The following is a 26,692-nucleotide window of genomic DNA, read 5'->3' as shown; positions in this document are numbered from 1 at the left end:
TTGCTCAATACACTTGAGGGACAAAGAACTGCTCATTGCGGGGGGCGCGAACATAATCCTCAGCCACAGGTCTGGAGGGAAGCTCTAAGGGAGGAGGTGTCATATCTTCGTAAGGAACTTTGCTCAACAAATGATGAATGCAGTTGAGCCGCGCCCGTCTTTTATCATCTGCTTCAATCGTAAACCAGGGGGCTTCTGGAATATTTGTGTAAGCAAACATGGTATCTTTTGCTTTGGAATATTCTACCCAGCGATCGCGTGATTCCAAATCCATTGGGCTGAGTTTCCAGCGCCTTGCGGGATCGTGACTGCGAGAGAGAAAGCGTTTTTCTTGTTCTTCATCGCTGACGGAGAACCAGTACTTGATTAAAACAATGCCCGATCGCACCAGCATTCGTTCAAATTCCGGGCAAGATTGCATGAATTCTTGATATTCTGTTTCAGTGCAAAAACCCATCACCCGTTCAACTCCGGCTCGGTTGTACCAACTGCGATCGAAGAGGACAATTTCGCCTGCTGTTGGAAGATGTTCCACGTAACGCTGAAAATACCACTGAGTTTTCTCGCGATCAGAAGGGGTTCCCAGAGCAACTACACGACAGCCACGAGGATTGAGTGGATCGGCAATGCGTTTAATTACTCCTCCTTTGCCAGCAGCATCACGTCCTTCAAATATGACGACAACCCGATAGCCAGTGTGCTTAATCCAGTATTGCATTTTGACTAACTCAATCTGGAGTTGCTTTAGTTCAGTTTTAAAAGTCTTTTTGGGAATTTTCTTGGCAAAAGCTTCAGTACTACCATCAAAAATCCGTTGGGATTTCTTAGATTTTTTCTTGTCTTTTGCCTCTACTAGGCTTTTTATTAAGTCTGTAGAGGGATTAGATAGACCATTATCTTGTTGGTTTTCAACTTCATCAATTGACATTGCAGTGACTCCATGCCATTGAATCGGCATAATTAAATTTATCTATAAAGTATATATTTTAATGCAGACTGAGTGTAAAGATACACAGTAATCTGTTTATATGCTTTGCTAATATAGCTATTTAAATCTAAATTGCGATCGCGCGATAAACTTGATGTCCACCACGCGCTACGCTTACACCCTAATTCAACAAAAAATTAGGCGATCGCATCCCCATCATGCGATCAGAATTCTTTAATCTCCAGGCTTTCATCAACAATTGCAACCAAAGCAACAGGAATCGGTACGAAATAACTTGACTCTTCATCTAAGAAGTCATCACCACCGATACCGAGAGAATCTTGTACCCATTTAGAGATATCCCGCCCTGCTGATTTTGCCTGAGTAATTGTGTCAGATGATAGAGAGACTGCACCTTGAACAATTTGCTCCTCCAAGAAGGTAATCATTTCATGCACTTCAATAGCAGAAGCACCATCGGGATTGACTGGCTGACCAAAATCATCTGTAAAACTATAGTAGGTCAAGTATTTAGCTGAGTCTGATGATTTGTTTATCTCTAATTCTCTTAATGGATGAGTAGCAAACAGTAAGTAAGAGCAGCCTTTAAAATTTGGAAAATGTTCGCACAGCTTTTGTGTAGAAACAGCGATAAAATCCGCTTGTCTTTGTCTAGCAAGAGACTGGGTTAAGCTTCCAATTGGATCATTTCCAAGAAGAGGTCGATGTTCTTTTGTACCTCCATCACTTTCTTTTATGTACCAAGGCAGCAACCCAGCTAATCCATTGGTATTTTTTTCTTGGCTAAAAAGAGCAAATTCTGGGTCAAAGTTAAACCTATCTTTTTTATTGTTTTTGTTCTGAATTGCCAGAACTTCAGAAACTGCTGACTCCATCTCTGTTTTTTCTTCTCCAAAAACAGGACGTTGCCATTCTTTAGCTTCAAAAGCTAGTTTATGTTTGTAATAATCGTATTCGGTAACTTTCAAATCATGCCAGATTTTGAGGCGTTTGAGTAGTTTATTGCGATCAAGAACCTCAACGGGTTTTAGCTTTTCATTTAACTTACGAAGCTCCGTCTCCATAACATCACTGTGTTGCTTTGCTGCTATGAGAATTTGGTCTACACTTCCCATATCAACACCATCATCTTTAACGGCACTTGTAATTTTTTCCTGCTGTTTATTATCAAGCTGCCCCAAAATTTTAAGTTGCATACGCGGATCTGTAACCCCTGCTTCCGTCAGACGCTCTAGTAAAGCAGTGTCTCTTTTTTCAGCTAGTGTGCCTTCTAAAATAAGATAGTAGGCAGTAACCTCAGAAATTTGACCTAAACGAGCAACTCTCCCATTGCGTTGCATTAAAACAGCAGGATCAGGGCTAAGATCCCAATGCACAACTTTATTTGCTACTTGAAAATCTAATCCTTCATCCGCAGCAGAAGTTGCTACAAGAATACGGTAATTCTTTGTTCGATCATAAAATTTCTTGACTACTTCCTTACGCTCATCAGCATTCATCCCACCAGTAAGTGGAAGACTTTGGTTATGGAAAGTTGCCGTAATAATAGCAGTAGTTTGTAAGACTTCAGTAAAAACGAGAAAACGAGAATCTGCATGTGCTTCAAGCATAGCTTTTAACCAGTTGAGCTTGGCATTTTCAACACTTCTACCTGATGTCAACAAGTTTAATGCTAATTCTGACAGTTCTAATATTTCCTCTATTGTTGCTTCTAAATCTGTATCCTCATCATCATCTTGATCCTTGTTTTGTTTTACCTTCTCCAGTAGTTTCTTTTGAAACTCATAAATAGCAGGGATATTGCCTTCTCCTAAATTTCTAGATGTAAAACAAAAGTTGCCATCGGAGGGAAAGATTACCTCTTTGGCATATTCTATCTCTCTATTCTCATCAAATTCTGCTAGACGTTTGGAAATCTCGCGGATTAATTTTTTCAATTGTTTTGTATCATCTGATGTATCTGCTTTATACATTCTGTCGTTTTGCCATTTTGGATGATGGCGGACACACCAGCGAAATAACCAGCAAGCACCTGCTAAAGAACTACTTGTCAAGCGTGTTTCAAGATGTGCAGTAGCAAATCCTCCAAAACTATCATTATGATCTCGATAAATTCGCTGTACTGTCCTTTTGATGTTCTCTAATGTTGACAGATACTCTTCGTCAGTTTTTTCAAGGGTTGGCTCACCTTCCCTGTGGGGGCGAACTATAGTTAATTTCGGAAATAATCGCTTATCAGACCAATTACGAATCTCATCCTGTTGTCGCCAGATCACTGTTACAGGCGAATCATCTGTTGATATTGCTGCTAAAAGTTGTTTTTTACCAACATCTTTTGCATAAGCATTTTTAAGTGCAGTTTGGTGTGTTAGTAGTCGTAACAAATTTGTAAATTGATTAGCAGAGCGAAAAGGTGTGGCACTCATCAGAATAACTAGCTCTGGCGGTTCAGATTCTTGCCAGAACTTACCTGTGATCATTTGGTATGCAGCTTTATATGCTTGTGTTGTATCGATTGCAGATTCTACTGAATCACCATTTAAATCAGCATTGCTGGCACAATGATGACACTCATCAATGATGATAATGTTGGGTTTAACTCCTCTAGGTAAATCTCTTTTATCACTGTTATCAAGATAGCGTCTAGCAGCGTGCATACTAGCAATCCGAATACCTTTTTGACTAATGCCATCGCCATATTCTCTAAAAGAATCTACAACACTAATAATGCTATCGCCAGAATCTTTAATCACGCTACGCAGTTTTTCTTTAACATCTTCTGTTAAACCGCCAGAGGTTAGATAAAGACAACGAAAATCATCTTTTTGTGTAATTAGTTTATCTCTAAGGATCAAAGCTACTTCAATTGTCTTGCCTAAACCTACTTCATCGGCGATCAGAATACGCTTAATGCGAGACTCATGATTCTTCACATATTGCTGTAATGCCAGTTGATGGGGAAAAGGATCTTTGTCACTGGCAGTAATACGCCCAGAATAAATATTTGCTAATAACTCTAATGCACCAAGCCTCAAAACAGTTTGAATATGATGCTTAGGGTTTAATTCATTTTCTCCAAGAACACTTTCACCTGCATAGTAGGCAAGATTTTCTTTAAGACGTAAAAATAAGTCAGGAAATTTTTCCTTGAGCATTCCTTTTCGGCGCAAGTTCTTAAAACGGATACCCCGCCCATCTATTACGCTGTTTTCACTGTCAGTTGTTTCAATTGCATAGGCTAGGTGAGTGTAGGCATTGCGATCGCCGCTACTAGGATCAGCCCAAACAACATCTGCATGACTACCGTTCTCAGATGGAATTTCAAACAGTCTATAGGTCATGTGTCTGTCCTCAGAAGCTTTTGATGATGGCTAAGTTAGCAATGCTTAATACTAGTAATAATTGCAACTACGTGGCTTCAGTATATATAGCTGTAATATCTAATTTTTCTATACAGATGTTCAGTTAATAAGGATCGATATATAAGCAGTCGTAGACATCACCCTAACCCGTTAGACTGAATTTGGAATTGTAAAGTAATTAGAAATTATGCCTTATAGTCAATTTACAAATATTAGTAAAGTTAAAGAAGCTTTTGGGTTAAAAACACAGGCATCTAATAAGCAGAGACAGAAGAGACATTCTTCTTTTCTGTTCTGCTCTCTTTAGTGAATATTTACCCCGATCGCTACGGATTCATCCGAATCAAGTCTGTTAAAATACTATTCAAGCTACCGTTAACTTGAATTCGATCAATCTTCTCTGCAATCCGCTCTAATAGTTCCAGTTCCTTCAGACGCAATGCAACGGGATTATGGCCAAATAACCACCAAGCGTGTACTCCTAGCGATCGCTGTCCTTGAAACTCTTGCATTTTTGTCAAAGGAGTTTGAGCAATGATTTTTGGGCTTCAGTCTGGAAAAGCTAGACCAGTCATCGGGTCACGAATATACAACCCTAGCGTCAGGCTACGCATCGCTTCATCCCAAACGGGTATTAATTGTTCTGCTTGATCTGCCCAATAATCGAATGTAATCAAGCACTGAACATTTGACCCTAAACCAATGCAAGTCCGCGAAAATGCTTCCCTTGGTTCTTCCTGAACATCAATGAACTTCATCTCTGTCCAGACAATTCTAGCTGTTTGGCGCTTGATGGTAACAATTTCTCCCTTAGCAATGACGTTGCGACTGTCGTCTTCCATCACTTTTTTCAATGTAGATTTGAGCGGAAACTGACTCCAGTCGTTGGGTGGTAGACGATTGAAAGATACTTCTAGACAGCAATCTTCGTCAGGTGGTTTTTTGTCGAGGAACTTGAAAGATTTTTCTTGTGGCTCAAGAATCCAATCTTGGGGAACATTGAAGCGAACAGCGCCTCGATCTGCTACAAATATTTTGTAACCTGATGGAGATTCCCAGCGATGGTCAGGTTTTAGTTCAAGCGTTTCTTTTATCCACTGGAGATTGCTTTTTTTACGCTTTGCCATAGTGTTTCTGCATTTTCTGCTGAAGAGGGTGACGCGGAATCAACCCATCGTAGACATTGCCCTTTTTGCTAATATTATCAAATTGCGAGGATTTTGAATAACTATTATATTAAATTAATAATAAAATTTTATGGATTTTATATCAAGGAATCCAAGGTAACTGTAACGTTGTGATTAAAATTTCAGCTTTTAGCATTAAAATCTTAGCCGCAGTGTTCATGGTTATGGATCATGTGTGCTATTTGCTAATGCCAGAGTTAAGAATCTTGCACTTTATTGGACGATTGAGCTTTCCTCTGTTTGCATGGCTTCTAGCTAAAGGTGAAAAACACACCCAAAATATATACCGCTATGGTAGCAGACTATTAATTACAGCAATTATATCTCAGCCTATTTATAGTTTTGTTTTTCGGAGTTTATCACTTAATATTCTCTACACGCTTGTTCTTGGACTTGTGATGTTGCGCTTAATAAGGCGTTATTCGCAATTATGGCAGCAACTAATAATTATTGGATTGAGTGCAGCAGTTGCTGAGAGTTTGGGGGTCGAATATGGAGCCTATGGGATTGGAGTAATTTTCTTGATGTCTTTAACAGACAAACTGAAGCCTAGTGTCTGGTTGCTTTGCTGGTGCATCTTTGAGTTTATTTTAGGAACTTTATTTATCCGTAATATATTTCAACATTGGGCAATTTTTGCTGGATTCATTGTTTTTCAGTTCAATGGTAAACAAGGTTCACGAGCTAAATGGTTTTATTTATTCTATCCGGCTCATTTAATTGTTTTAGGTATAATTTATTATTTAATACAGTCCAGGTAGATTGAAGATTTGATCAGCGTGACTGTCAGATCATAGTTCAAGCCAAAGTCGACAGCAAAAAGATTAAACCAGAGGCATTCCCTAAGCCTGCAACATATACAGTAATTAAAAAAACTGATTTAAGCGATCGCAAAATTTTATCTTATTACCGGAACATTCAAAAAGCAGATATATTTATCTAGATAGATATACCCTAAAGAGGCAAATATCTTCCTTTAGAAGGATACTTTTTTCAGAAACTACTTTTATTTGACCAGAAATTGAAAAACAAATAGTAGATATACGTTTCATTCAATGATATTCATTAGATAAATCTTAGTCTTTTGTTAACGTTTACCAGCTATGATGCCATAGTGAATAATAATTCGGATTTGAATATCTAGGGATAATTGTGTCATTTAGAAGAAATGCCCTAGATTTATCCCTAAAACTACAAAATGTAGCCGAAAGCAACTACTGAATAGATAAATCTTTGAGGTAACAAGCATGAATTATACTATCGAATCTGCACGCAATATTTTCTCTAGTACTCAAGTGGCAGATGCTGTTCCAGCCACTACAGCAATGTTTGCTAAACTCAACATTGACGATCAATTGGCATTTCTCTGGTATGCCTACGCTGAACTAGGTCGGACAATTACTCCAGCTGCTCCCGGAAAAGCAAATCTCCAATTAATGGAAGGTATATTCAACGATATTAAGCGGATGTCTCATGAACAACAAACGCAGTTAATGAGAGATTTAGCGAGTAATGCAGATACTCCTATCAGCCGTTCCTATGCATACTTTGGAGTCAACGCCAAGCTAGGATTCTGGTGGCAGTTAGGAGAGTGGATGAAACAGGGTATTGTCGCTCCTATGCCATCTGGCTATCAAATGTCAACTGAAGTTAAAGCAGTGCTAGAAGCTGTTCAGAAAATCGATTCGAGTCAGCAAATTACTGTACTACGCAATACTGTAGTAAATATGGGGTTTGATCCGTCTCTGGCTGATAACAAACAGGCACAAATAAACTTTAATTTTCCACGTTCATCTGTAAGTCCCAAATTTACTATTGAGGGAGTTACAGAACCAACGGTGGTAAAATACATTGAAGCTATGAATGCAGATAACTTTGAAGCTGCTGTTGCTTTATTTGCTAACAATGGTGCGCTGCAACCACCTTTCCAAAAACCAATTGTTGGTCGAGAAGCTATCACTGCTTACCTAAGAGATGAAGGACAAGGGTTAGTGATGAAGCCAACCAAAGGTGTTTCGGAATCCATAGAAGATGGTTACACACAGCATAAAGTTACTGGTACAGTCGAAACTCCTTGGTTTGGAGGTAATGTTGGGATGAACATTGCTTGGCGATTTTTACTCGATCCTCAAGGTCAAATTTACTTTGTGGCTATTGATTTACTTGCTTCTCCCAAAGAACTGCTTAATCTAACTCGCAAGTAAAATTTCTTTGCTTTATTAAATTGCGCTTGTCTAAGATGATGTTTTAAAAGATTTTTTTGCTCTGATAGTTAGCAAATCATTGCATATTAGTACATAGCTAAAACCTTAATTTGGCGTTGTACTTAACCCACGTAGAACTACGAAATTATAACTTTCGGGGCTTTTAAAACATCTTCTAAGAGGTTGTTTAAAAAGTAGCTGGCTGTGATTTTAGGTACTTATTGATCCCCCCTAACCCTCCTTAGAAAGGGGGTAACTGGAATCAAAGTCCCCCTTTACAAGGGGGATTTAGGGGGATCTAAAAGGATTTGATACATCACTAAGAACTTTTCAAACATCCTTTATAGCGTTTCCTAGTCTACTGAGGTACACCCAAATCTTGTTTACCAAGGTTAGTAGCTTTGAAAACGTACCTCACTAGGTTGGGAACCGCTATAAGTGTCATGACGATCATCAAATAAAATTTCAATTCATGCTCGGTTTACCTAAAACCGAGCTTTTGTCATGTTTTAGCAATTTCTAGCAGCTATTTGGATTGCTCCCTTTTGGCACTATGTAATGCGATCGCACTACCATCACAACGATCAAAACTAGCCATCGCAATCCAAAAATATAGATGTTTCAAATTTTTAGTGCGTAGTAAGTCTTGTTTATACAGTTAAGCGATCGCCTTAGTTAGGTTATAAGTGAGCCTATGCTTATTTTGCGAATGGTATCAATACAGCCAGCTTTGATACTCTTGATTTACGTCTTTCATATCGCTGTAAAGCCACACCATCCGATCAATGTACCAAAGTTTACCTAGCGTAACTAGCGTAAAACCTAACAGAGTAATCCAGATGTTGAGTACGATTAAGCCCCAAACAAGTACAATTCCACCGAAAGCAGAGATAGCGTTCAGAATATTAGGCATAAAATGATGGTGCTGAGGAACTGGAATTTGATCGCGATTCAACCAGACTCGTTCGCCAAGAACACCTTTGGAAATCCAATTGTTGGTTGATTGTGGTTTGGGAAAGATGCGTGGGTTCAACCATATCCAAAAAACAGCGATCGCAACAGGAATGAGTGACCACCAACCTAACCAAACGCGACTCCAGACTGCAATAATTAGCAGAGGTAGGGCAGTAAGAAAACGTGTCCATCCACTCCAAGGGTTAGCATGACGTATCCAAGCATCATCACTCATGCTAAAAGCTTCCGCTACCTTTCTTTCAAGAGTCATTGGTATATCTCCTTAGCGATCGCTGCTAGCTACCCTAAGTCTACCCTTATACTAAGCCTACTGAACCTGTATACCCTTTGAGAATTCCCAAAGAATTACAGCCTGAACTAATTAATGTGTCATTACCGATCCGGCTGAAGCTGGCGTTTAATCCACTGACATTTAAGCGATCGCTGCAATCAAAATTATAGATGGTTGCAAAGCCACTGCTTCCCAGAATCACTGTATCTGTTCCTTGACCCAAATAGACTTTATCATTCCCTCCGCCTATTATTTCAACAGATGAACCAAATAGGTTTGTATCCGTAGCTAAAGGGTTAGGAAGAGAAACCGTTTCTCCCCGCAGATTGATTAAATTATTGCCATTTCCAACAAAGATAGTGTCATCACCGGAACCAGCAAAAATTAAGTCATCACCAGAACCAGACTTAATAATACTGTTGGTATCAGTCGTAACGATTGTATTATTGCCATTACCTGCTGAAATATTTACAGAACTTGAACCAGGGATTCCATAAGCAAGAATAAAATCTTCGCCTTTACCAGTTTTAATTGTGGTTTCGCCATAAGGAGCAACAGCAATCTGATTGTCACCATCTCCAGCATTTATGGTTTGGTTATACAATGGTAAATCAGCGCCTGAAAAAATGTAAGTTGTTATTGAAAGTTCACTGCTAATAACATCATTTCCAGAACTTGTATTGATGTTAGCATCTCCGCTTCCCAGTAAAATTAAGTTGTTACCTTTTCCGGCATTAATTGTTCGGTTGGCAAATCCACTTAAATAGAAAATATCGTCTCCCGATCCTGCTGAGGAAACTAATTTTGGCGTTGCCTTCAAACCAATAATATTATCATCAGAATCAAACAGGTAGTTTCCACCATAATCGTCTAAAAAGTTGTTGCCACTGCCCAAATAAATTTTATGATCTCCGGCTCCTAAACTGACATAATCATCTCCTGCTCCAGTCCGAACAGTTGCATCAACTTCATCTTGATTACAGGCTAGTGGACTAGTTTGCAAGACTTCACCATTAAAAACGCTAGTATCAAGAGTAAAAATTCCGTCTATTTGTCTTCCTAGCAAGACGACATCGTTGCCATTTCGCGTATTCACAACATTGTTGCTGCCTTCTACAATCAACCAGTCTGGATTGGCAGTACCTAGAATTTTTTGATCGCTTTCTGAAATGATTTGTTGAGTGTAGTTAATACCGCGAAAAACTTGAGATGTCATAAAAAGTTCCTTTATAAGTTAATACATCTTTGCGAAACCCGAAAGTTACGTAGATGAGGTATTCTTCTAAAAAAAATAATAGAATCCGGTAAATTTACCAGGCATTTTTCTACTTTCTCTAAATATATAGAGTCCTCAGATATTCGCAATGATAAAGACAGTATTTGAAGCACATCTGACGTAGGGGCAATTGATGAATTGCTACTACCTTGTTGTCTATTACAGCCTAAAAATATAACTAAAGCTGAATTTAGTTAGTAAAAGCAGCTTTGACTTACTCAAAAGCAGCTTTTACTTATTCATTTTGGTGTTTTCCGCAAGCAAAAGCTGCTTTGGCTTACTCAAAAGCAGCTTTTGCTTATTCATTTTGGTGTTTTCCGCAAGTAAAACAAGCTTTTGCTTATTCATTTTGGTGTTTTCCGCAAGCAAAAGCAGCTTTTACTTTCTCAAACCCCAGTTTGCTTACTCATTTCAGTAATTCGCGCATTTGTAACAGCGATCGCTTTTGTAGCAAAAGCATTGCAGATTTGCCGGAATTTTCTCAGCCCAATCTATACGTAAAACTCTTAAGGTAAAGAATATTAACCGTATTGTATTACAAGGTGTAGCTCATGGCTCGGAGAAAAAGAACTTCCCTAATTTTAGAAAAAGCAGTGCGTCGTGCAGCCAGCATCAACTCTATCGATCCAAATTTAGATTTAGGCAATGGACTCAGCTTACCTGCCTTTTCAACCCTGATTGAAACGATGCGAACTAGAGAAAATGCATATAATAGTGCCCTTTCTAGCTTAGATAAATTGTATCGGGAAATGCTAGATACAGAAGACCAGTTAGGAGATATGACAGAACACATGCTAATGGCAGTTGGCACTCGATATGGTAAAAGCAGTGTCGAGTATGGCATGGCGGGAGGAGTTCCTAAAAGCCAGCGTCGTAAGGGACTGCGAGGCGATGCGCCAACTCCTAATACTGAGCAACCGTCATTTGTTGCCAGTGTGGAGGGTAAGAATGGAAAGAAACCAGCAGCTACAAGTTAGGATATGTGCAATTACTCAAAGCTTTGTCAAACCCAAATAATTGCATAGATGCAAAGTGAGATTATGGTGTGTTGTCCAAAGGGCAATGCACCTTATACTATTTTGGATTTTAGATTTTGGATTGAGAATTTTTCTGTTAGCTCGTGTCCGGCTAATTAGTTGTCATTGCGAAACAGCCTACAGCAGCCTAAGAAAAAGAAAAGATTTAAAAAAGATGAGTCTGTAGGCATCTTGGGAACTATAGAAGTAAATCAAATCACTACAACTTCCAGCTTCCAGTAATGAAGACTCACTATCCCCACAAAAGTAAAGCGTTCCCTTTACAGATTGTTCTTGTTGTTCCCTTCTTGCTCCAAATTTTTGGAGCGGTTAGTTTAGTGGGTTATTTGTCCTTTAAAAACGGGCAAAGAGCAGTTAACAACCTAGCAGAACAGTTGATAGATCGCACCAGCGAGGTAGTAAAAGAACATCTGAATTCTTATCTTTCCATTCCCCAAACCCTTAATCAGATCAATGCAAATGCCATCAGCAGGGGAATATTGGACGTGCGCGATCGCCAAACCCTGGGTAAGTATTTTTGGGATCAAATACAGGCTTATGACTTGACTTATATTGGTATGGGACTAACAACGGGTGAAGGACTGGGAGCAGCTCGTTATGACGGCAAGACAATCACTATTGACGATTGGACTGCCAAGCCTCCTAATAATACTTTCACTTATGCCACAGATAATCAAGGTAATCGAACTCAGGTCAATGCTCGGTGGGATTGGGAAAATTCTAAAGAACCTTGGTATACCCAACCCATTGCTGCTGGTAAACCTATTTGGACAAAGATTATAACTGGGAATTATCCTAGTGGCCCCTACATTGCCGCTTCTGCTAGTCGTCCCATTTATGATTCGCAAAATCGCTTACTGGGAATGATTGCTATAGATATCCATCTGCTAAAACTCAGCAATTTTTTACGCAATTTGAATATTAGTCAGTCTGGGCGAGTCTTCCTTATGGAGCGGGATGGCACATTAATCGCCAGTTCTGGTACAGAGAAGCCTTTTGTTTTGATCAATCAAGATATCCGGCGATTGAGTGCGATCGATAGTTCTGACCCAATCATACAAAACATTGCTAAATACCTCCAAACCTCTGGGTTTGGATCTATCACCCAAGACACAGATTTTAAAATTGAGGTGCAAGGAAAACGGCATTTTGTCAATGTTCTACCTTGGCGTGACGAGTATGGCTTGAATTGGCTGATGGTAGTAAGTGTGCCTGAAGACACATTTATGGCGCAAATTAATGCCAACACGGGCGTTACGATCGCACTTTGTTTTGGCGCATTGATTATTGCCTCAGTGATGGGTGTGTTTACATCCTATTGGATTGTCCGCCCGATTCTGCGCCTAAATTGGGCAAGTGAGGAAATGGCATCTGGCAATTTAGTTCAGACAGTAGAAACTAGCGGTATTCAAGAACTTAATACCCTTTCTAACTCTTTCAATCACATGGCAGAGCAACTGCATGAATCGTTTACTGCCTTAGAAAAAAGCAAAGAAAAACTAGAGGAGCGAGTAGAAGAACGTACCACTGAACTCAAAAATGCATTAGAGGAATTGCAGCGCACTCAATCTCAAGTTATTCAAAGTGAAAAAATGTCTAGTCTAGGACAACTAGTTGCTGGAGTCGCACATGAAATTAATAATCCAGTCAACTTTATTCATGGCAACCTCGTTCATGTACAAGAATATACCCAGAATTTATTAACGTTTGTGCAATTGTATCAGCAGTATGATTCTAACCCTGCGGTTGAAATTCAAATGGCTGCCGAAGACATCGATCTAGAGTTTTTGCAAGAAGACTTACCAAGAATGTTGTCTTCTATGAAAGTAGGCACTGATCGCATTCGTCAAATTGTATTGTCGCTGCGAAACTTCTCCCGCATGGACGAAGCGGAGTTTAAAAATGTCGATATTCATGAGGGCATCGATAGTACTTTGATGATTTTGCAACACCGCCTTAAAGCTAAACCAGAACAACCTGAAATTGAGGTAATTAAAGACTACGGCTCTGTACCTTTAGTAGAATGCTATGCCGGACAACTCAACCAGGTGTTTATGAATATTTTAATAAATGCGATTGATGCGTTAGAAGAAAATAATACTAAGCGTACCTATCAGGAGATCGAGGAAAACCCCAATCAAATTAAGATTCGCACATCTGTAATTAATTCAAAATGGTTAGAAGTTGCGATCGCTGATAATGGAGTCGGTATTTCTAAAGAATTTCAGCAACGAATATTCGATCCTTTTTTCACCACCAAACCAGTTGGCAAAGGAACCGGAATGGGTATGTCGATCAGCTACCAAATTATCACAGAAAAACATGGCGGCAAACTTGAATGCTTCTCAACTTCAGGTGTTGGAACCGAGTTTATCATTCAGATTCCTCTTCAGCTAAAGGTTTAATTTGGAATTGCCAAGTTACTTAGTGACAATTACGGCAGTCAAGCTTTATAAATATTATGATACCTCAGATAGATGAAGTCAGTAGTTCTATTTATTAAGGAACCTATGCAGATAAATCAGGTGATTGAAACCTACGATAAAGGAGCAGTGGATTATGACGCGATTATGAAGCGTTATTGGCACATTGAGCGCCAACCTCTAATTGATTCTTTGCAACTGAAGCCAGGACAAACTATATTAGATGCTGCGGTAGGAACAGGTCTTAATCTTTCAGCTTACCCGGAAGGGGTAAATGTTGTGGGTATTGATTTTTCTGAGAAGATGATGGATGAAGCACGTAAAAAGCGCGTATCCGCAGACATCACCCTTAAAATAGGGGATCTCTGCAATCTTGATTTTCCTGATAATAGCTTTGATGCAGCAGCGTCGGGATTTACCCTCTGTGTCGTTGAAGATCCAGTTATTGCTCTTAAAGAAATCCTACGAGTTACTAAACCTGGAGCATTTATTGCCATTCTCGATTACTGCAAATCGCAAGATCCAGAGATTCAAAAATGGCAAGAGTTGATCGCTGATGGTACTTCACAGCTAGGCTTCCCGACTGGCAAAATCAAGTGGGATGCATTGATGGATTATGACGAATTGATTTACAACAGCAAACTTCCCATTGAAGTGCTTGTGGACGATCGCACAGACAGTCCAAACCCATTTTTATGTGGTTGTCAATTCCTGCTGAAAAACTCAAAAGCTTAAAAGCAATTGCGATCGCACTCATTGAACAAGAGTGCGATCGCAGTATGTGCGTTATTACTCAAGATTTTGTCACTGAAATTGTGGTGCATTAGACTTAATAAAAAGACACCACAATCTACATCATTTAGTTTTACAAGTTATTTTGAAACAGTTCTAGAACACGTTTCCAAGCATCAGGAGCGGCTTCGGGACTGTAGCTTGGATGTTGTTCCATAAATGGATACTTATCTTTGAACAATCCAGCAAAAAATCCATGCCCTGCATCGTATCGGAATATACGATGATTAATTTTATGTTTCTTTAATTCTGCCTCAATTTGCTCGTTTTCTTCCTGGGAAACTAATGCATCTCTTGTACCAAAAAATGTATAAATAGTACCTTTAATTTCTGAAGTACGATTAATGGTTGGAGTCTCTTCACCATAACTAGAAGTGGTAATTCCACCGCCATAGAATGAAGCTGTGGCTTTGATATCGGGTAAAGTTGCAGCCATGTAAGCAACATGACCGCCAAAACAGAAACCAATGACACCGATCGCATTATCTTTGACATTGGGTAAAGTTTTGAGGTAAGCGATCGCAGCTTGAATATCGCTGAATATCTCTTGATACTTCACTTGTTGATAATATTCCAACCCAAGCCGATATGCTTCTGGACTAAACCCAACATCTTCAGCGCTAAAATCAGCCTCAAAACCGGGAGCAATACGTTGATACATTGCTGGAGCGATCGCTACATAACCTTGTTTAGCGATTAGTTCGGTGATATCTCGAATATTACTATTGATTCCAAAAATTTCTGGAAAGACTATAATCGCGCCAAAAGTCCCGTTCTGTGCTGGTTGAGCTAAGTAAGCATCGATTTCTAAGTCATCGTTGGGTACTTTGACATAGGAAGTGTTAATTTCGATGTTTGTTGTTTCTAGCATCTTTGTTTCGGCTGATTTTATACCAACTCATTTATTTTGACTGGTTTTCGGCACAGACGGGCACAAACATCAGCAGTATTGCTCTCCTCACCTCAACCATGATTTTACAGCTATGAGCAGATCAAAGAAATTTCTAACTTTTGAATAGATACCATCTCAAACTTCTGGAAGATTCCAAGGGTTTTTGATTTGTGCGACCTTACATAAAGTAAGCATAAAGACTCAAAATTAATAACCAGAAGAAAAAACAATGCCAGATCAAAGTTTTAGAACAAATATTCCAGAAGTTGACCCAACAGAGATTGAAGATACTCGAACTGCGATCGCAGACGAACATCACTCCTTTCTTGAAAAGGTGATGGTTAAAAGCGGATTTGCAGATTTGTATGACGCAAGAGACTTTACCGAAGTTGTATATCGCGTTATGCGTGACTTAATGACTGCGGACACAATCGATCGCGTCGAGTCAGAACTGCATACAGAAGCTATACCTACAGATGAAAAAGCACTCCAGTTTGAAGTGGCTGAACTCTGGAAAGACACCAATCCCATTGTGAGATTTTTAAGTAAAATCCGTCAACCTTTAAAAGGGCCGGCTCCCATTGGAATTGACTCCAAGCTATTTCTAACGCGGGTTGCGAATGAAGGAGGGGTTCCAGGATCAGTCGAGGCAGAACAGGCAGTTAAAGCAGTATTTTCTGCTACCAAAGACGAACTTTCCCCAGAGCGGATTCAGGAAATTGCTGGCGCACTGCCTGATTATGTACGTCAGCTTTGGGAGCAAGCTTAATTAGAAAGCTAGAAAAAGTCAAGTCTGTTTGTGGATAGCGATCGCAAACAGGCTTTTTCAATAGGTTTATCCGACAGCAAACTCTGTATACTGTCTTACGTGAGGTGCATGATATGCGATCGCAATATCTTGCTTAGGCACTCCCTCGCTCACAACCAATTCTGTGACAAAATAATATTGTTGTCATATAGCCAATGCGATCGCTTACGACCTATGATTTCTACCATCTCGCGCCGCTACAGCTTGGATGAATATCGTGCGATCGAAGAAAAAGCCGAAGGACGCAACGAATATCGAGATGGAGAAATTGTACCCATGCCTGGAGGAACCGTTAAACACAGCCGCATTGGTCGGAACATTCTGACCTATTTTAGTACTGTGATGCGCGATACTCAATTTGAGCCAATTAACAGCGATTTACGGCTGTGGATTCCCGAACATCGACGCGGAGTATACCCAGATGTAATGGTTTTTGACGGCGAACCGCAACTGAATGGCGATCGTTTAGATGAAGTGTTAAATCCCGTGCTGATTGTTGAAGTCCTATCTCCTTCCACCGCAGATTGCAACCGACTCAGTAAATTTCGGATGTATCGCTCAATTGAGGGTTTTAGCGAATATTTATTAGTCGAGCAGGATGAACCTTTTGTTGAACGCTATAGTAAACAAGCCAAAGGTTGGTTGCTCAGTGATTTTAGTGGCTTAGAGCTATCTATTACTTTAGATTCAGTTAGTATTGATTTGCCGATGGCAGAAATTTATCGCGGCGTTGTTTTTGAGTGAATGAATGGACGCTACAGGAGGGATGCGATCGCATTCACTGTTAACGGTTGAGGTCAGGGGTTGCTAAAGATGATTTTAAGACTTACACACTCAGGCCACAAGAGAGAGGCGATTGCACTTGTTGTTTCTTTATATTTAAGATAATTACCATATATCGAAGTTTCTCTCACCTGTATAATCTGCTTTATGTAAAAGTGTTTGAACCATTACGTGACCATCTTCAACCTGCCTCATTTTATCTCTAAGAGCTTCTAGTTCAAGGGTTGTCACTATTTCAACCTCAGTATCTGGGAATATTTTGATTGTTTTACTAATGCTGACCATTTCTCTTCCTAGTAATTGTCGAAGAGAATCTACATCATGTTCACACTCAGACTTAAACTTATATGAGCGCAGCTTTAAAGGATCTAACCCAAATAAATCAGTAATGCTGTCTAAATCACTCGCTACATTAGTAAATAAGTCTAAAAAGCTTCTTTCAAGTTTTGCAATGCTTTCTGGTTTACCTAGCATTTTTCTAAGTTCATCATAACCCACTATGCCTAATTCAGAGTTATAGATTAATGAAGAAAGAATACAGTCTAGTTGCCTAATATCATAATCTAAGCGTTGCTTTTGAGCATTCGGAGCTAATTCCGACATAGAATTCATATAAAGAATATCAATAATCTTAACTGTGTCGTCTTGTTTGACCATGACATTCTCTTCATGTAAGTCCATATGAACTAGCCCTTGAGAGTGAATATGCTTAATTCCAGCAAGAATCTGTTCACCAATGTTAAAAGCCTCCTTAGCTGTGAGTTTCTTTTCTATTCTTTTTCTCAGCGAAACACCATCTATGTGTTCCATAACAATACATTTTGTTCCTTTTTCAGAATCAGGGAGTACAAGATATTCAATAGAATAAACGTCCACAACGTTTGTGTGCTTTGCCCTAACAAGAGCTTGGGCATGTTGCAATATAGTAGATACACCTTCTCCTGACTCTCGAATAACTTTGATAGCCACATTTCTTCCTATCTCATCATCTCCAGCCCAAATATCTCCAAACATTCCATGACCAATAGATTCTTTAAAAGTAATTTTCATATTTTTTCTGCCTTTAATGACACATCATACAATCATGCTAAATTTATTATTAACACTCAATGTTTATTTATACTATCTCTATTAGCTGCGCCTCTGCATAATATTTTTGCTTATTATTCACAGCTAAAATTTAATTTTATTGGTAATTGATATTTTCTGTGACTTCAAAAATTTGATAGTTTTTCTGTAAATTACATTTGAACTGATTACGTCTTATTCTCGTATCTGTAATGCTAATACTTCCACTGCGCGATCGCCTGGTAATTGCTGCTATAATTTCTACAGCAGTTATTGCTGCAATAAATACCTAATTATTGAGAGCCGGATCAAATAGCCCTAAAACCCAAACTGATCCAGTTTCGCTAATATAACGCTTTACTAATGCGCTACTGTTTATGAAGTAAATTGCCATCTAACGACGTTCCTCAATGATAGTTTCAGAAATAGGCTTTCCCTCGATCTGAATTAGTCGTCGCTCAGTTAATGGCTCGTAAGTAGGATGCTTGATTTGTTTTACTAAACCAGAATCGATCAGGGCTTGATGAAATGCTGCTTGCTTAAGAGTTTCTTCATTATCAGCAAGATACTTTTGAATTGTCTGATTAAGCTGCTGAAGTTCTTTTATTTCAAGTGTTTCAAGCTGCTTAAGTATTTGGTTCAGAATTTCTAATGCCATAGTTTTTAACTGATGATTTCTCACCTATAAATCATAGCAAATTATCTAAAACTGGTATTATTTGTCAGTAAATTCAACTTTGCTTATAAACCATTTCCATCCTCAACTTTTCAATCTCCAATCTCAAGTTGTCATTCTCCATCCTCAATTTAGCATTCTCCTCTCTAATCAATTCAACTTCATTTCTCTTACTTAAAGCTTGATTAATTGCCAGCTTCCGCATATCTAGCGAAAACCAACGCTGATAAGTTTGGGTATGAACTTGCACACTATGCCCCAAATTATCGGCCGCCGCTTTAATTGGTATTCCCAAAATATGCGCCCGAATTGCCCAAGCGTGACGTAAATCATAAGGTTTAAAATCCAAACCTATTTTGCGAAACCACCAACTAACTCGCTGTGTTAACGCCGTTATCTCAGCATGATTTGTATTATCTTTTTTAGCGATCGCACTCCTCAACATCTCCAAATACTTCGGATTTCTCAAATCAAAGTCATCAATCCATTGCCGATATAATGGTAATGCTTGTCTTTCACCAGTCTTACAATCTTTATCAACTTTCCATGTCAAATCTGTATTTTCTGCACTCAACCACCAATCAATATCAGGATTAATAAAAAGTTCCCGTGGGCGTAAACCAAAAACTGCTAACATTCCATAAGTCCACTGCCAAAGTTGCCAACTATCTTGAACGTTTTGATTAACTTGATTACCTCTATTATGTTGGTAATCTTCAAACTTGATAACTCCCTCAGATATTTCTGCATCGGTCGGTATATTGCGGGAATTATTCTCAGGCATTTTGGAATATTTCGATAAATCAATTTCGATATTGAATGTCACACAAAATGCTGCGATCGCTCTAGCTGCATTATATTTAGCCCATTCTTTATCAATTTGTTCAATTGAACTTATCAGATTTTCAGCAGTTGCTAAATCTTTAGAATTCGTAAATCTCTTGGTGCGGGAAAAGTAATAAAAAAAAGTATGTTCGCTTTTCGTTGTGCGTTTATGATTTTTAAAATACTCTTCTTCAAATTGTTCGAGTAATTCTCCTATAGTTTTAAATTCTTTTTTAATTGCCTCATTACCTAAATATTTATCATTCCATTCAAACGTTTTACGAGCGATTAACTTGCCTAATTCATAAGCTTCTTCCTCAGCCGTCTTGAGTCCATCTAAGTTAGAGGGAATATTCAAACTGAGATTGTATTGCTTTCTCCCAGTACCATTGCTATCTTTGTCTCCCGGTTTAATTGGTAACGTCGCCCGTAATTGCAGACTTCCATTCGATTCTCTAATTGTCACCTTTGCCTTTGCAGACTTCAAACGCAGATTAACCTTCTCTAATTCTAGTAGTACTTTCGTTCTCATGTGTTCTTTTTGCTGCTGTGCTTGCAGAGATGAGCAAAAAAACAGGCGATTTTTTAATCGCCTTGGTTCAGGACAACATTTAGATGATGCGTGAGTCCTGAACCTAGTTATGCTGTGTTTTTAGCCTATATTTAGGCTAAAAATAAATGTGTTCTCAGAAAACAATGCTTATCGCTGACACTGTTTACTGCAAACATTAGGCTGTTGAAAAGAATTAAACCACAAAAAGGATTACTCCGGCCCTTATCACGGTTATGACGGCTTCGCCATCTTCGCACGCGATATGGACTTGGCACTCAATAGCCCAACCTGGGCATTAATTGGCGCTCCTTGGAATGAAAAAGCTCAGGCTAAGAAGGCTGAAGCTAAGGCTAAGGCTGCCGTTTAGGGAAATGGGAGAGTGAGATAAGTAAGGATAACCTGGGGCTAAAACCCCAGGGGGGAGTTGGGAATACAAAATTCAAAATTGAAAGATTAAAAATTTATTTTGATTTTTGCATTTTGAATTTTGAATCATATTTCCACTCCCTACTCCCCACTCGCACCTCAATCAGTAAAAGAATTCAGTAACCTTGGAGTCCAGAAGAAATGCCTCAGAATCCAGAAAAAATTCAAGATCACGTCGAGTTATTCCACCAGCCTGAGTACCAACAGCTATTTGAAAACAAAAAGCAGTTTGAAAACGGTCACGAAGCCGAAGAAGTACAACGGGTTGCAGAGTGGACAAAGGGTTGGGATTATCGTGAAAAGAACTTCGCTCGTGAAGCTTTAACCGTTAACCCTGCTAAAGGCTGCCAACCACTAGGAGCAATCTTTGCTGCTGTTGGTTTTGAAGGTACTCTACCTTTCGTTCAAGGTTCTCAAGGTTGCGTTGCTTACTTCCGCACCCACTTAACCCGTCACTACAAAGAACCATTCTCTGGTGTATCTTCTTCAATGACTGAAGATGCAGCCGTGTTTGGTGGTCTGCAAAACATGATTGACGGCTTGGCGAACTCTTACCAACTCTACAAGCCCAAGATGATCGCTGTCTGCACCACCTGTATGGCAGAAGTAATTGGTGATGACTTGCAGTCTTTCATCAACAACGCCAAGGAAGCTGGTTCAGTTCCTCAAGATTTCCCAGTACCTTACGCTCACACCCCTAGCTTTGTCGGTTCCCACATCACTGGTTACGACAACATGATGAAGGGGATTCTTTCTAACCTGACAGCAGGTCATAAGAAAGAAACCAGCAATGGTAAAATCAACTTCATCCCAGGTTTTGACACCTATGTAGGCAACAACCGCGAAATCAAGCGGATTGCTTCCCTGTTCGGCTTTGACTACACCATTCTAGCTGACAACAGCGACTACCTGGATTCACCAAACACAGGTGAGTTCGATATGTATCCAGGTGGAACAAAGCTAGAAGATGCAGAAGATTCAATTAATGCTAAAGCTACAATTGCTCTGCAAGCACACTCTACCCTCAAAACCCGCGAGTACATCGAAAAAGAGTGGAAGCAACCAACCTCAGTTTCCCGTCCTTGGGGCATTAAGGGTACTGATGAATTCTTGATGAAACTCAGCGAATTGAGTGGTATCCCCATTCCTCAAGAATTGGAAATCGAACGCGGTCGTGCAGTTGATGCCATGACTGATTCCCACTCATGGATTCACGGCAAGCGCTTCGCTATCTACGGCGAACCAGATTTAGTATACAGCGTTGTTGGCTTTATGCTAGAAATGGGTGCTGAACCTGTGCATATCTTGGTTCACAACAGCAACGAAGTATTTGAAGCAGAAATCAAAGAATTGCTTGCTTCTAGCCCCTTCGGTCAACATGCAACTGTTTGGCCTGGTAAGGACTTGTGGCACATGCGTTCACTGTTGTTCACCGAACCAGTAGATTTCTTAGTTGGTAACACATACGGTAAGTACCTGTGGCGCGACACCAAGATTCCCCTCGTGAGAATCGGCTACCCCATCATGGATCGCCACCACTTACACCGCTACGCCACCATTGGTTATCAAGGTATAATCAACCTCCTCAACTGGACTGTAAACACTCTGTTTGAAGAAATCGATCGCAACACCAACATTCCTTCTAAGACAGATATTTCCTACGACTTGATTCGTTAGAAATTGCGTAGAAACACAACGTGTTAATTAAAGGGTAAAGAAGGGGAGTAGGGACTGGGGAGTAGGGACTGGGGACTGGGGACTAGGGACTGGGAAAACACCCAATGCCCAATGCCCAATACCCAATCCCCAATCCCCAATACCCAATCCCCAACTCCCCTTTTTCTTGATAGCATTTACCCAAGGAATTGATAAATGGAAACCATCAATCACACTCACGAACACACTCACACTCATCCTCATCCTAATTACCATCCACCTAATCAGAAAAAACCAGGATGGTTCCACAATCTTCTTAATCCGTTACGCCGTGTGGTGGATGAAATTCAGGTTAAAAATAATCGCATCGCTCATCTAATTTGCCAAACAATTCCTTGTTGTTGTCCCTTTGAGCGACAAATTAAATTATTTGGGAAGACTATTGATATCCCACCACTATGTAAACTCAATCCTTTATATGACGAATTTGTAGGATTGCGTTTTCGCGCTCTATCTTACCTCGCTGATGTATGTGGAGAGGATGTCACGAAATACATTTGTTAGTCATTAGTCATTGGTCATTGGTCATTAGTTATTAGTCATTAGTTGTTAGTTATTCAAAGGACAAATGACAAATGACAAAGGACAATTAACAATTAAGAGAATAGAGATGAAAAGCACCCAAGGAAAAATCAACGAGCTGCTGACTGAGACAGGATGCGAGCATAATCAGCACAAACAAGCAGAAAAGAAAAACAAATCATGCGCTCAACAGGCACAACCTGGCGCGGCTCAAGGGGGCTGTGCCTTTGATGGTGCAATGATTGCTCTAGTGCCGATCGCAGATGCTGCTCATTTAGTCCACGGGCCGATCGCCTGTGCTGGTAATTCCTGGGGCAGTCGTGGTAGTCTGTCGTCTGGCCCTCAACTCTACAAAATGGGCTTTACCACAGACTTGGGTGAAAATGATGTCATCTTCGGTGGCGAAAAGAAACTCTACAAAGCAATTTTGGAACTTCACGAGCGCTACCAACCAGCAGCAGTATTCGTCTATGCCACTTGCGTTACAGCCCTAATTGGCGATGATATCGATGCTGTCTGCAAAGCTGCGGCTGAGAAAATTGGTACTCCTGTTGTTCCCGTCATTGCTCCAGGATTCATTGGCAGTAAAAATCTGGGCAACCGTTTTGGCGGTGAATCTTTATTAGAATATGTTGTCGGAACAGCAGAACCGGAACATACAACGCCCTATGATATTAACTTAATCGGTGAATACAACATCGCCGGTGAAATGTGGGGAGTAACACCACTGCTAGAAAAATTAGGCATCCGTATTTTGTCTAAAATTACGGGCGATGCTCGCTACAATGAAATTCGCTACGCCCACCGCGCCAAGCTCAACGTCATGATCTGCTCACGAGCGCTGGTAAACATGGCGAGAAAGATGGAGGAGCGTTACAACATCCCTTACATTGAAGAGTCTTTCTACGGCATCGATGATATGAATCGCTGTCTGCGAAACATCGCCGCTAAATTAGGCGACGCTGATTTACAAGAGCGGACAGAAAAGTTAATTGCAGAAGAAACGGCTGCTTTAGATTTGGCACTAGCTCCCTATCGCGCTCGACTCAAAGGTAAGCGGGTTGTGTTGTATACAGGTGGTGTTAAGAGTTGGTCGATTATTTCGGCTGCTAGAGACTTAGGCATTGAAGTTGTTGCTACTAGTACTCGGAAAAGTACTGAAGAAGATAAAGCCAAAATCAAGAAGTTGATTGGCAACGATGGCATCATGCTAGAGAAAGGCAACGCTCAAGAATTGCTACAACTGGTTAAAGACACTCGCGCAGATATGCTGATTGCTGGTGGACGTAACCAATACACAGCTTTGAAAGCTCGGATTCCTTTCCTTGATATCAACCAAGAACGCCATCATCCTTATGCAGGTTATGTGGGAATGATTGAAATGGCGCGGGAACTGTACGAAGCACTGTATAGCCCGATTTGGGAACAAATACGCAAACCCGCTCCTTGGGAAGAAGAGGAGGAAGTTTAATGGCGATCGTTACCACTTCTAACAAAGCACTGACAGTTAATCCCCTCAAGCAAAGTCAAGCTTTGGGCGCAACTTTAGCCTTTTTGGGATTGAAAGGGACAATGCCCTTATTCCACGGTTCCCAAGGTTGTACTGCTTTCGCCAAAGTTGTCCTAGTGCGGCATTTCCGGGAAGCGATTCCCCTTGCTACCACAGCGATGACGGAAGTTACTACAATCTTGGGTGGTGAAGAGAATGTGGAGCAAGCAATTCTGACTCTGGTGGAAAAGGCTAACCCAGAAATTATTGGTTTATGTAGTACTGGGTTAACGGAAACTAGAGGCGATGACATTGAAGGTTTTCTTAAGGAAATCCGCGATCGCCATCCAGAATTGAATGATTTAGCGATCGTTTTTGCACCTACCCCAGATTTTAAAGGTGCGTTGCAGGATGGTTTTGCTGTTGCTGTGGAAAGCATAGTTAAGGAAATTCCTCGCGCGGGTGGACTCAGAACTGAACAAGTCACAGTTTTGGCGGGTTCTGCCTTCACACCTGGGGATGTACAGGAAATCAAAGAGATAATCACGTCCTTTGGACTAGTGCCAATCTTTGTACCTGACCTTGGCGCTTCTCTAGATGGACATTTAGAGGATAATTATAGTGCGGTTACAGTTAGTGGAACTACCTTAAAACAGCTACGAGAAGTAGGTTGTTCCGCTTTTACCCTGGCATTGGGTGAAAGTATGCGGGGGGCTGCCAAGATTCTGGAAGAACGCTTTGGCACACCTTATGAGGTGTTTGGCGAACTGACGGGATTGGAACCAGTAGATGAATTTATCCAAGCATTGGCGATTCTGAGCGGTAATAGCGTACCCGAAAAATACCGCCGCCAACGTCGTCAGTTGCAAGATGCGATGCTGGACACACACTTTTACTTCGGTGCAAAACGAGTTTCCTTGGCACTAGAACCAGATTTGTTGTGGTCAACCGTGCATTTCTTGCAATCGATGGGAGCGCAAATTCATGCTGTGGTGACAACCACGCGATCGCACCTCTTAGAAAAACTCCCGGTTAAAAGTATTACCATCGGCGACTTGGAAGACTTTGAGAGTCTAGCAGGTGGTTCTGATTTGCTGATTGGTAACTCGAATGTCGGTGCGATCGCAAAACGGCTTTCGATTCCTCTTTATCGTTTAGGATTGCCCATTTATGACCGTTTAGGTAATGGTCAATTTACTAAAGTTGGCTATCGAGGCACGATGGAGCTTTTATTTGGCATCGGCAACCTATTTTTAGAGGCAGAAGAAGCGAGAGTTAAACAGTTCCAAGAGTTCGGAACTGTGAGCGCAGAGTTTTGAATTCACACTTGAAATTCAAAACAGTTCAGTTAAGAATTGATCCTCCCTAACCCTCCTTAAAAAGGAGGGAATAGAGCAAGCCTTAAATTAGCCCCCCTTTTTAAGGGGGGTTGGGGGGATCTTCCGAGACTAAATATTACTAACTGAACCGTATTGCTTCAAAATTCAAAACTTTAGAGAGGAGAATTACAATGAAAATAGCCTTCACGACGAGTGACCGAGTTCATATTAATGCTCACTTCGGATGGGCAAAAATGATTGATGTTTACGAAATTTCCGATGAGGGATATCACTTCGTAGAAACCCTCAATTTTGAAGGCGAACTCAAAGAAGATGGGAATGAAGATAAAATCAACCCAAAACTTCAGGCAATAGGCGACTGTACGATTGTTTATGTAACAGCAATTGGTGGTAGCGCCGCCGCTCGGTTAATCAAGAAAGGTGTCACCCCAGTGAAGGCGCGATCGGAAGAAGAAGAAATTAGTGAAGTGCTAAACAAGCTAGTCAAAACCCTCAAAGGTAATCCTCCACCTTGGTTGCGTAAAGCTTTACAGCCAAAAACCACAAACTTTGCTGATGAAATTGAAGACGAAGCAACAGTATGACCGCAAATAATAGTGTTAACGGAACCGCTACAACTGAAGTCTTGAACTCACCTTTTCTTAAGGTATTAATTAAACAAATCCGTGGTCAAGACAGTTATGGAGTTTATCGTACTTGGTCGGATGAGTTGATTCTCAAACCCTTTATTGTCACCAAACAAAAGAAACGGGAAATCTCCGTTGAGGGCGAAGTTGATGCGGTGACTCAAGCCCGGATTATGGCATTTTTTCGGGCTGTAGCGGCTGGGATTGAACAAGAAACAGGTTTAATATCCCAGGTTGTAGTTGATTTGAGCCATGAAGGATTTGGCTGGGCGCTAGTTTTTTCTGGCCGTCTTTTGCTAACTGTGAAAACCCTGCGAGATGCTCATCGTTTTGGCTTTGACTCGCTAGAAAAATTAGCAGAAGAGGGAGAAATCTACGTCAAAAAAGGTCTTGATTTGGCGAAGCGCTTTCCTGAAGTTGGCAAAATTTAATTAGTCATTGGTCATTGGTCATTGGTCATTAGTAAAAGACACATGACTAATGACAACAGAT

Annotated in this window: 25 protein-coding genes and 2 pseudogenes; 16 read left to right on the top strand and 11 right to left on the bottom strand. The window is 40.3% G+C overall.

The window, feature by feature from the left end:
* Positions 1 to 4 precede the first annotated feature (4 nt).
* The 4 genes from ppk2 to VB732_RS02995 all read right to left on the bottom strand — a co-directional run bounded on the left by ppk2 (position 5) and on the right by VB732_RS02995 (position 5,438).
* Positions 5 to 958: a polyphosphate kinase 2 gene (gene ppk2 / locus VB732_RS03010; RefSeq protein ID WP_323229336.1), complete on the bottom strand. Its 954-nt coding sequence runs from the start codon at positions 956 to 958 to the stop codon at positions 5 to 7.
* 194 nt (positions 959 to 1,152) lie between these two features.
* Entirely contained in the window at positions 1,153 to 4,290 is a 3,138-nt protein-coding gene (locus tag VB732_RS03005; protein ID WP_323229335.1) for a helicase-related protein, read from the bottom strand.
* Between the two features lie 347 nt (positions 4,291 to 4,637).
* Positions 4,638 to 4,823 carry a hypothetical protein gene (locus VB732_RS03000; protein ID WP_323229408.1) on the bottom strand — a complete coding sequence of 62 codons (186 nt, stop codon included), beginning with the start codon at positions 4,821 to 4,823 and terminating at the stop codon, positions 4,638 to 4,640.
* 36 nt (positions 4,824 to 4,859) lie between these two features.
* Positions 4,860 to 5,438, bottom strand: a complete 579-nt coding sequence (locus tag VB732_RS02995) for a hypothetical protein (protein ID WP_323229334.1) — start codon at positions 5,436 to 5,438, stop codon at positions 4,860 to 4,862.
* A gap of 170 nt (positions 5,439 to 5,608) precedes the next feature.
* Here VB732_RS02995 and VB732_RS02990 point away from each other — a divergent pair, with 170 nt between their 5' ends.
* Together VB732_RS02990 and VB732_RS02985 are read left to right on the top strand one after the other, a co-directional pair.
* The gene (locus VB732_RS02990; RefSeq protein WP_323229333.1) at positions 5,609 to 6,259 is read left to right on the top strand and encodes a TraX family protein; all 651 of its coding nucleotides are present in this window, start codon (positions 5,609 to 5,611) and stop codon (positions 6,257 to 6,259) included.
* A 486-nt stretch (positions 6,260 to 6,745) separates the two neighbouring features.
* Positions 6,746 to 7,702, top strand: coding sequence for an orange carotenoid protein N-terminal domain-containing protein (locus tag VB732_RS02985; RefSeq protein WP_323229331.1), 957 nt, complete (start codon positions 6,746 to 6,748; stop codon positions 7,700 to 7,702).
* A 715-nt stretch (positions 7,703 to 8,417) separates the two neighbouring features.
* Here VB732_RS02985 and VB732_RS02980 read toward each other — a convergent pair.
* Both VB732_RS02980 and VB732_RS02975 read right to left on the bottom strand, forming a co-directional pair.
* Positions 8,418 to 8,927, bottom strand: coding sequence for a DUF6653 family protein (locus VB732_RS02980; protein ID WP_323229330.1), 510 nt, complete (start codon positions 8,925 to 8,927; stop codon positions 8,418 to 8,420).
* Between the two features lie 46 nt (positions 8,928 to 8,973).
* Positions 8,974 to 10,164 carry a hypothetical protein gene (locus tag VB732_RS02975; RefSeq protein WP_323229329.1) on the bottom strand — a complete coding sequence of 397 codons (1,191 nt, stop codon included), beginning with the start codon at positions 10,162 to 10,164 and terminating at the stop codon, positions 8,974 to 8,976.
* Positions 10,165 to 10,433: 269 nt separating this feature from the next.
* Between VB732_RS02975 and VB732_RS02970 the strand changes: the two genes are divergently transcribed.
* The 5 genes from VB732_RS02970 (at position 10,434) to VB732_RS02950 (ending at position 14,511) form a co-directional block, all read left to right on the top strand.
* Positions 10,434 to 10,739, top strand: a complete 306-nt coding sequence (locus VB732_RS02970) for a hypothetical protein (protein ID WP_323229328.1) — start codon at positions 10,434 to 10,436, stop codon at positions 10,737 to 10,739.
* A 36-nt stretch (positions 10,740 to 10,775) separates the two neighbouring features.
* Entirely contained in the window at positions 10,776 to 11,201 is a 426-nt protein-coding gene (locus VB732_RS02965) for a hypothetical protein (protein WP_323229327.1), read from the top strand.
* A 281-nt stretch (positions 11,202 to 11,482) separates the two neighbouring features.
* Positions 11,483 to 13,666, top strand: coding sequence for an ATP-binding protein (locus VB732_RS02960; RefSeq protein WP_323229326.1), 2,184 nt, complete (start codon positions 11,483 to 11,485; stop codon positions 13,664 to 13,666).
* 105 nt (positions 13,667 to 13,771) lie between these two features.
* Positions 13,772 to 14,419 carry a class I SAM-dependent methyltransferase gene (locus tag VB732_RS02955; RefSeq protein WP_323229325.1) on the top strand — a complete coding sequence of 216 codons (648 nt, stop codon included), beginning with the start codon at positions 13,772 to 13,774 and terminating at the stop codon, positions 14,417 to 14,419.
* Positions 14,380 to 14,511 carry a hypothetical protein gene (locus VB732_RS02950; RefSeq protein ID WP_323229324.1) on the top strand — a complete coding sequence of 44 codons (132 nt, stop codon included), beginning with the start codon at positions 14,380 to 14,382 and terminating at the stop codon, positions 14,509 to 14,511. The genes VB732_RS02955 and VB732_RS02950 overlap by 40 nt, the downstream gene beginning before the upstream one ends.
* Before the next feature lie 38 nt (positions 14,512 to 14,549).
* Here the strand turns inward: VB732_RS02950 and VB732_RS02945 are convergent, their stop codons facing one another.
* Positions 14,550 to 15,347, bottom strand: a complete 798-nt coding sequence (locus VB732_RS02945; protein ID WP_323229322.1) for a dienelactone hydrolase family protein — start codon at positions 15,345 to 15,347, stop codon at positions 14,550 to 14,552.
* 250 nt (positions 15,348 to 15,597) lie between these two features.
* On the opposite strand from VB732_RS02945, the gene VB732_RS02940 reads away from it, so the two are divergent.
* Positions 15,598 to 16,137 carry a DUF2267 domain-containing protein gene (locus tag VB732_RS02940; protein ID WP_323229320.1) on the top strand — a complete coding sequence of 180 codons (540 nt, stop codon included), beginning with the start codon at positions 15,598 to 15,600 and terminating at the stop codon, positions 16,135 to 16,137.
* Between the two features lie 66 nt (positions 16,138 to 16,203).
* Here the strand turns inward: VB732_RS02940 and VB732_RS02935 are convergent, their stop codons facing one another.
* On the bottom strand, positions 16,204 to 16,296 hold the full coding sequence (locus VB732_RS02935; protein ID WP_323229318.1) for an element excision factor XisI family protein: 93 nt from the start codon (positions 16,294 to 16,296) through the stop codon (positions 16,204 to 16,206).
* Between the two features lie 54 nt (positions 16,297 to 16,350).
* On the opposite strand from VB732_RS02935, the gene VB732_RS02930 reads away from it, so the two are divergent.
* Positions 16,351 to 16,920: a Uma2 family endonuclease gene (locus tag VB732_RS02930; protein WP_323229403.1), complete on the top strand. Its 570-nt coding sequence runs from the start codon at positions 16,351 to 16,353 to the stop codon at positions 16,918 to 16,920.
* A 144-nt stretch (positions 16,921 to 17,064) separates the two neighbouring features.
* Here VB732_RS02930 and VB732_RS02925 read toward each other — a convergent pair whose 3' ends face one another.
* The 3 genes and pseudogenes from VB732_RS02925 to VB732_RS02915 form a co-directional block, all read right to left on the bottom strand.
* Complete coding sequence (locus VB732_RS02925) at positions 17,065 to 18,009, bottom strand: protein kinase domain-containing protein (RefSeq protein WP_323229316.1); 945 nt, start codon at positions 18,007 to 18,009, stop codon at positions 17,065 to 17,067.
* 412 nt (positions 18,010 to 18,421) lie between these two features.
* Positions 18,422 to 18,685, bottom strand: a complete 264-nt coding sequence (locus tag VB732_RS02920) for a hypothetical protein (RefSeq protein ID WP_323229314.1) — start codon at positions 18,683 to 18,685, stop codon at positions 18,422 to 18,424.
* Positions 18,686 to 18,758: 73 nt separating this feature from the next.
* Positions 18,759 to 20,102 (bottom strand): annotated as a pseudogene (locus VB732_RS02915) (site-specific integrase); the annotation flags it as partial.
* 178 nt (positions 20,103 to 20,280) lie between these two features.
* Here VB732_RS02915 and VB732_RS35930 point away from each other — a divergent pair.
* From VB732_RS35930 to VB732_RS02885, 7 genes and pseudogenes are all read left to right on the top strand, one after another.
* A pseudogene (locus VB732_RS35930) lies at positions 20,281 to 20,448 on the top strand (nitrogenase molybdenum-iron protein alpha chain); the annotation flags it as partial.
* Between the two features lie 200 nt (positions 20,449 to 20,648).
* Positions 20,649 to 22,184: a nitrogenase molybdenum-iron protein subunit beta gene (gene nifK, locus VB732_RS02910; protein ID WP_323229312.1), complete on the top strand. Its 1,536-nt coding sequence runs from the start codon at positions 20,649 to 20,651 to the stop codon at positions 22,182 to 22,184.
* A gap of 195 nt (positions 22,185 to 22,379) precedes the next feature.
* The gene (locus tag VB732_RS02905) at positions 22,380 to 22,727 is read left to right on the top strand and encodes a Mo-dependent nitrogenase C-terminal domain-containing protein (protein WP_181928153.1); all 348 of its coding nucleotides are present in this window, start codon (positions 22,380 to 22,382) and stop codon (positions 22,725 to 22,727) included.
* A gap of 106 nt (positions 22,728 to 22,833) precedes the next feature.
* Positions 22,834 to 24,216, top strand: coding sequence for a nitrogenase iron-molybdenum cofactor biosynthesis protein NifE (gene nifE / locus VB732_RS02900; RefSeq protein ID WP_323229402.1), 1,383 nt, complete (start codon positions 22,834 to 22,836; stop codon positions 24,214 to 24,216).
* Positions 24,216 to 25,553: a nitrogenase iron-molybdenum cofactor biosynthesis protein NifN gene (nifN, locus tag VB732_RS02895; RefSeq protein WP_323229310.1), complete on the top strand. Its 1,338-nt coding sequence runs from the start codon at positions 24,216 to 24,218 to the stop codon at positions 25,551 to 25,553. Before nifE ends, nifN begins: the two co-directional genes overlap by 1 nt.
* A gap of 191 nt (positions 25,554 to 25,744) precedes the next feature.
* On the top strand, positions 25,745 to 26,158 hold the full coding sequence (nifX, locus tag VB732_RS02890; protein ID WP_179071803.1) for a nitrogen fixation protein NifX: 414 nt from the start codon (positions 25,745 to 25,747) through the stop codon (positions 26,156 to 26,158).
* Positions 26,155 to 26,631 carry a NifX-associated nitrogen fixation protein gene (locus VB732_RS02885; protein ID WP_323229309.1) on the top strand — a complete coding sequence of 159 codons (477 nt, stop codon included), beginning with the start codon at positions 26,155 to 26,157 and terminating at the stop codon, positions 26,629 to 26,631. The genes nifX and VB732_RS02885 overlap by 4 nt, the downstream gene beginning before the upstream one ends.
* Positions 26,632 to 26,692: the final 61 nt, after the last annotated feature.

The organism is Nostoc sp. UHCC 0252, assembly GCF_034931145.1.
In the GTDB taxonomy this organism is placed as follows: Bacteria; Cyanobacteriota; Cyanobacteriia; order Cyanobacteriales; family Nostocaceae; genus Nostoc.
This window is presented reverse-complemented; position numbering and strand designations above follow the sequence as displayed.

Excerpts from the sequence above, each read along its gene's own strand:
- ppk2 (WP_323229336.1), bottom strand. The coding sequence starts at position 958 with ATGCCGATTCAATGGCATGGAGTCACTGCAATGTCAATTGATGAAGTT.
- VB732_RS03005 (WP_323229335.1), bottom strand. The coding sequence starts at position 4,290 with ATGACCTATAGACTGTTTGAAATTCCATCTGAGAACGGTAGTCATGCA.
- VB732_RS03000 (WP_323229408.1), bottom strand. The coding sequence starts at position 4,823 with ATGCAAGAGTTTCAAGGACAGCGATCGCTAGGAGTACACGCTTGGTGG.
- VB732_RS02995 (WP_323229334.1), bottom strand. The coding sequence starts at position 5,438 with ATGGCAAAGCGTAAAAAAAGCAATCTCCAGTGGATAAAAGAAACGCTT.
- VB732_RS02985 (WP_323229331.1), top strand. The coding sequence starts at position 6,746 with ATGAATTATACTATCGAATCTGCACGCAATATTTTCTCTAGTACTCAA.
- VB732_RS02980 (WP_323229330.1), bottom strand. The coding sequence starts at position 8,927 with ATGACTCTTGAAAGAAAGGTAGCGGAAGCTTTTAGCATGAGTGATGAT.
- VB732_RS02975 (WP_323229329.1), bottom strand. The coding sequence starts at position 10,164 with ATGACATCTCAAGTTTTTCGCGGTATTAACTACACTCAACAAATCATT.
- VB732_RS02965 (WP_323229327.1), top strand. The coding sequence starts at position 10,776 with ATGGCTCGGAGAAAAAGAACTTCCCTAATTTTAGAAAAAGCAGTGCGT.
- VB732_RS02960 (WP_323229326.1), top strand. The coding sequence starts at position 11,483 with ATGAAGACTCACTATCCCCACAAAAGTAAAGCGTTCCCTTTACAGATT.
- VB732_RS02955 (WP_323229325.1), top strand. The coding sequence starts at position 13,772 with ATGCAGATAAATCAGGTGATTGAAACCTACGATAAAGGAGCAGTGGAT.
- VB732_RS02950 (WP_323229324.1), top strand. The coding sequence starts at position 14,380 with ATGTGGTTGTCAATTCCTGCTGAAAAACTCAAAAGCTTAAAAGCAATT.
- VB732_RS02945 (WP_323229322.1), bottom strand. The coding sequence starts at position 15,347 with ATGCTAGAAACAACAAACATCGAAATTAACACTTCCTATGTCAAAGTA.
- VB732_RS02940 (WP_323229320.1), top strand. The coding sequence starts at position 15,598 with ATGCCAGATCAAAGTTTTAGAACAAATATTCCAGAAGTTGACCCAACA.
- VB732_RS02930 (WP_323229403.1), top strand. The coding sequence starts at position 16,351 with ATGATTTCTACCATCTCGCGCCGCTACAGCTTGGATGAATATCGTGCG.
- VB732_RS02925 (WP_323229316.1), bottom strand. The coding sequence starts at position 18,009 with ATGAAAATTACTTTTAAAGAATCTATTGGTCATGGAATGTTTGGAGAT.
- VB732_RS02920 (WP_323229314.1), bottom strand. The coding sequence starts at position 18,685 with ATGGCATTAGAAATTCTGAACCAAATACTTAAGCAGCTTGAAACACTT.
- nifK (WP_323229312.1), top strand. The coding sequence starts at position 20,649 with ATGCCTCAGAATCCAGAAAAAATTCAAGATCACGTCGAGTTATTCCAC.
- VB732_RS02905 (WP_181928153.1), top strand. The coding sequence starts at position 22,380 with ATGGAAACCATCAATCACACTCACGAACACACTCACACTCATCCTCAT.
- nifE (WP_323229402.1), top strand. The coding sequence starts at position 22,834 with ATGAAAAGCACCCAAGGAAAAATCAACGAGCTGCTGACTGAGACAGGA.
- nifN (WP_323229310.1), top strand. The coding sequence starts at position 24,216 with ATGGCGATCGTTACCACTTCTAACAAAGCACTGACAGTTAATCCCCTC.
- nifX (WP_179071803.1), top strand. The coding sequence starts at position 25,745 with ATGAAAATAGCCTTCACGACGAGTGACCGAGTTCATATTAATGCTCAC.
- VB732_RS02885 (WP_323229309.1), top strand. The coding sequence starts at position 26,155 with ATGACCGCAAATAATAGTGTTAACGGAACCGCTACAACTGAAGTCTTG.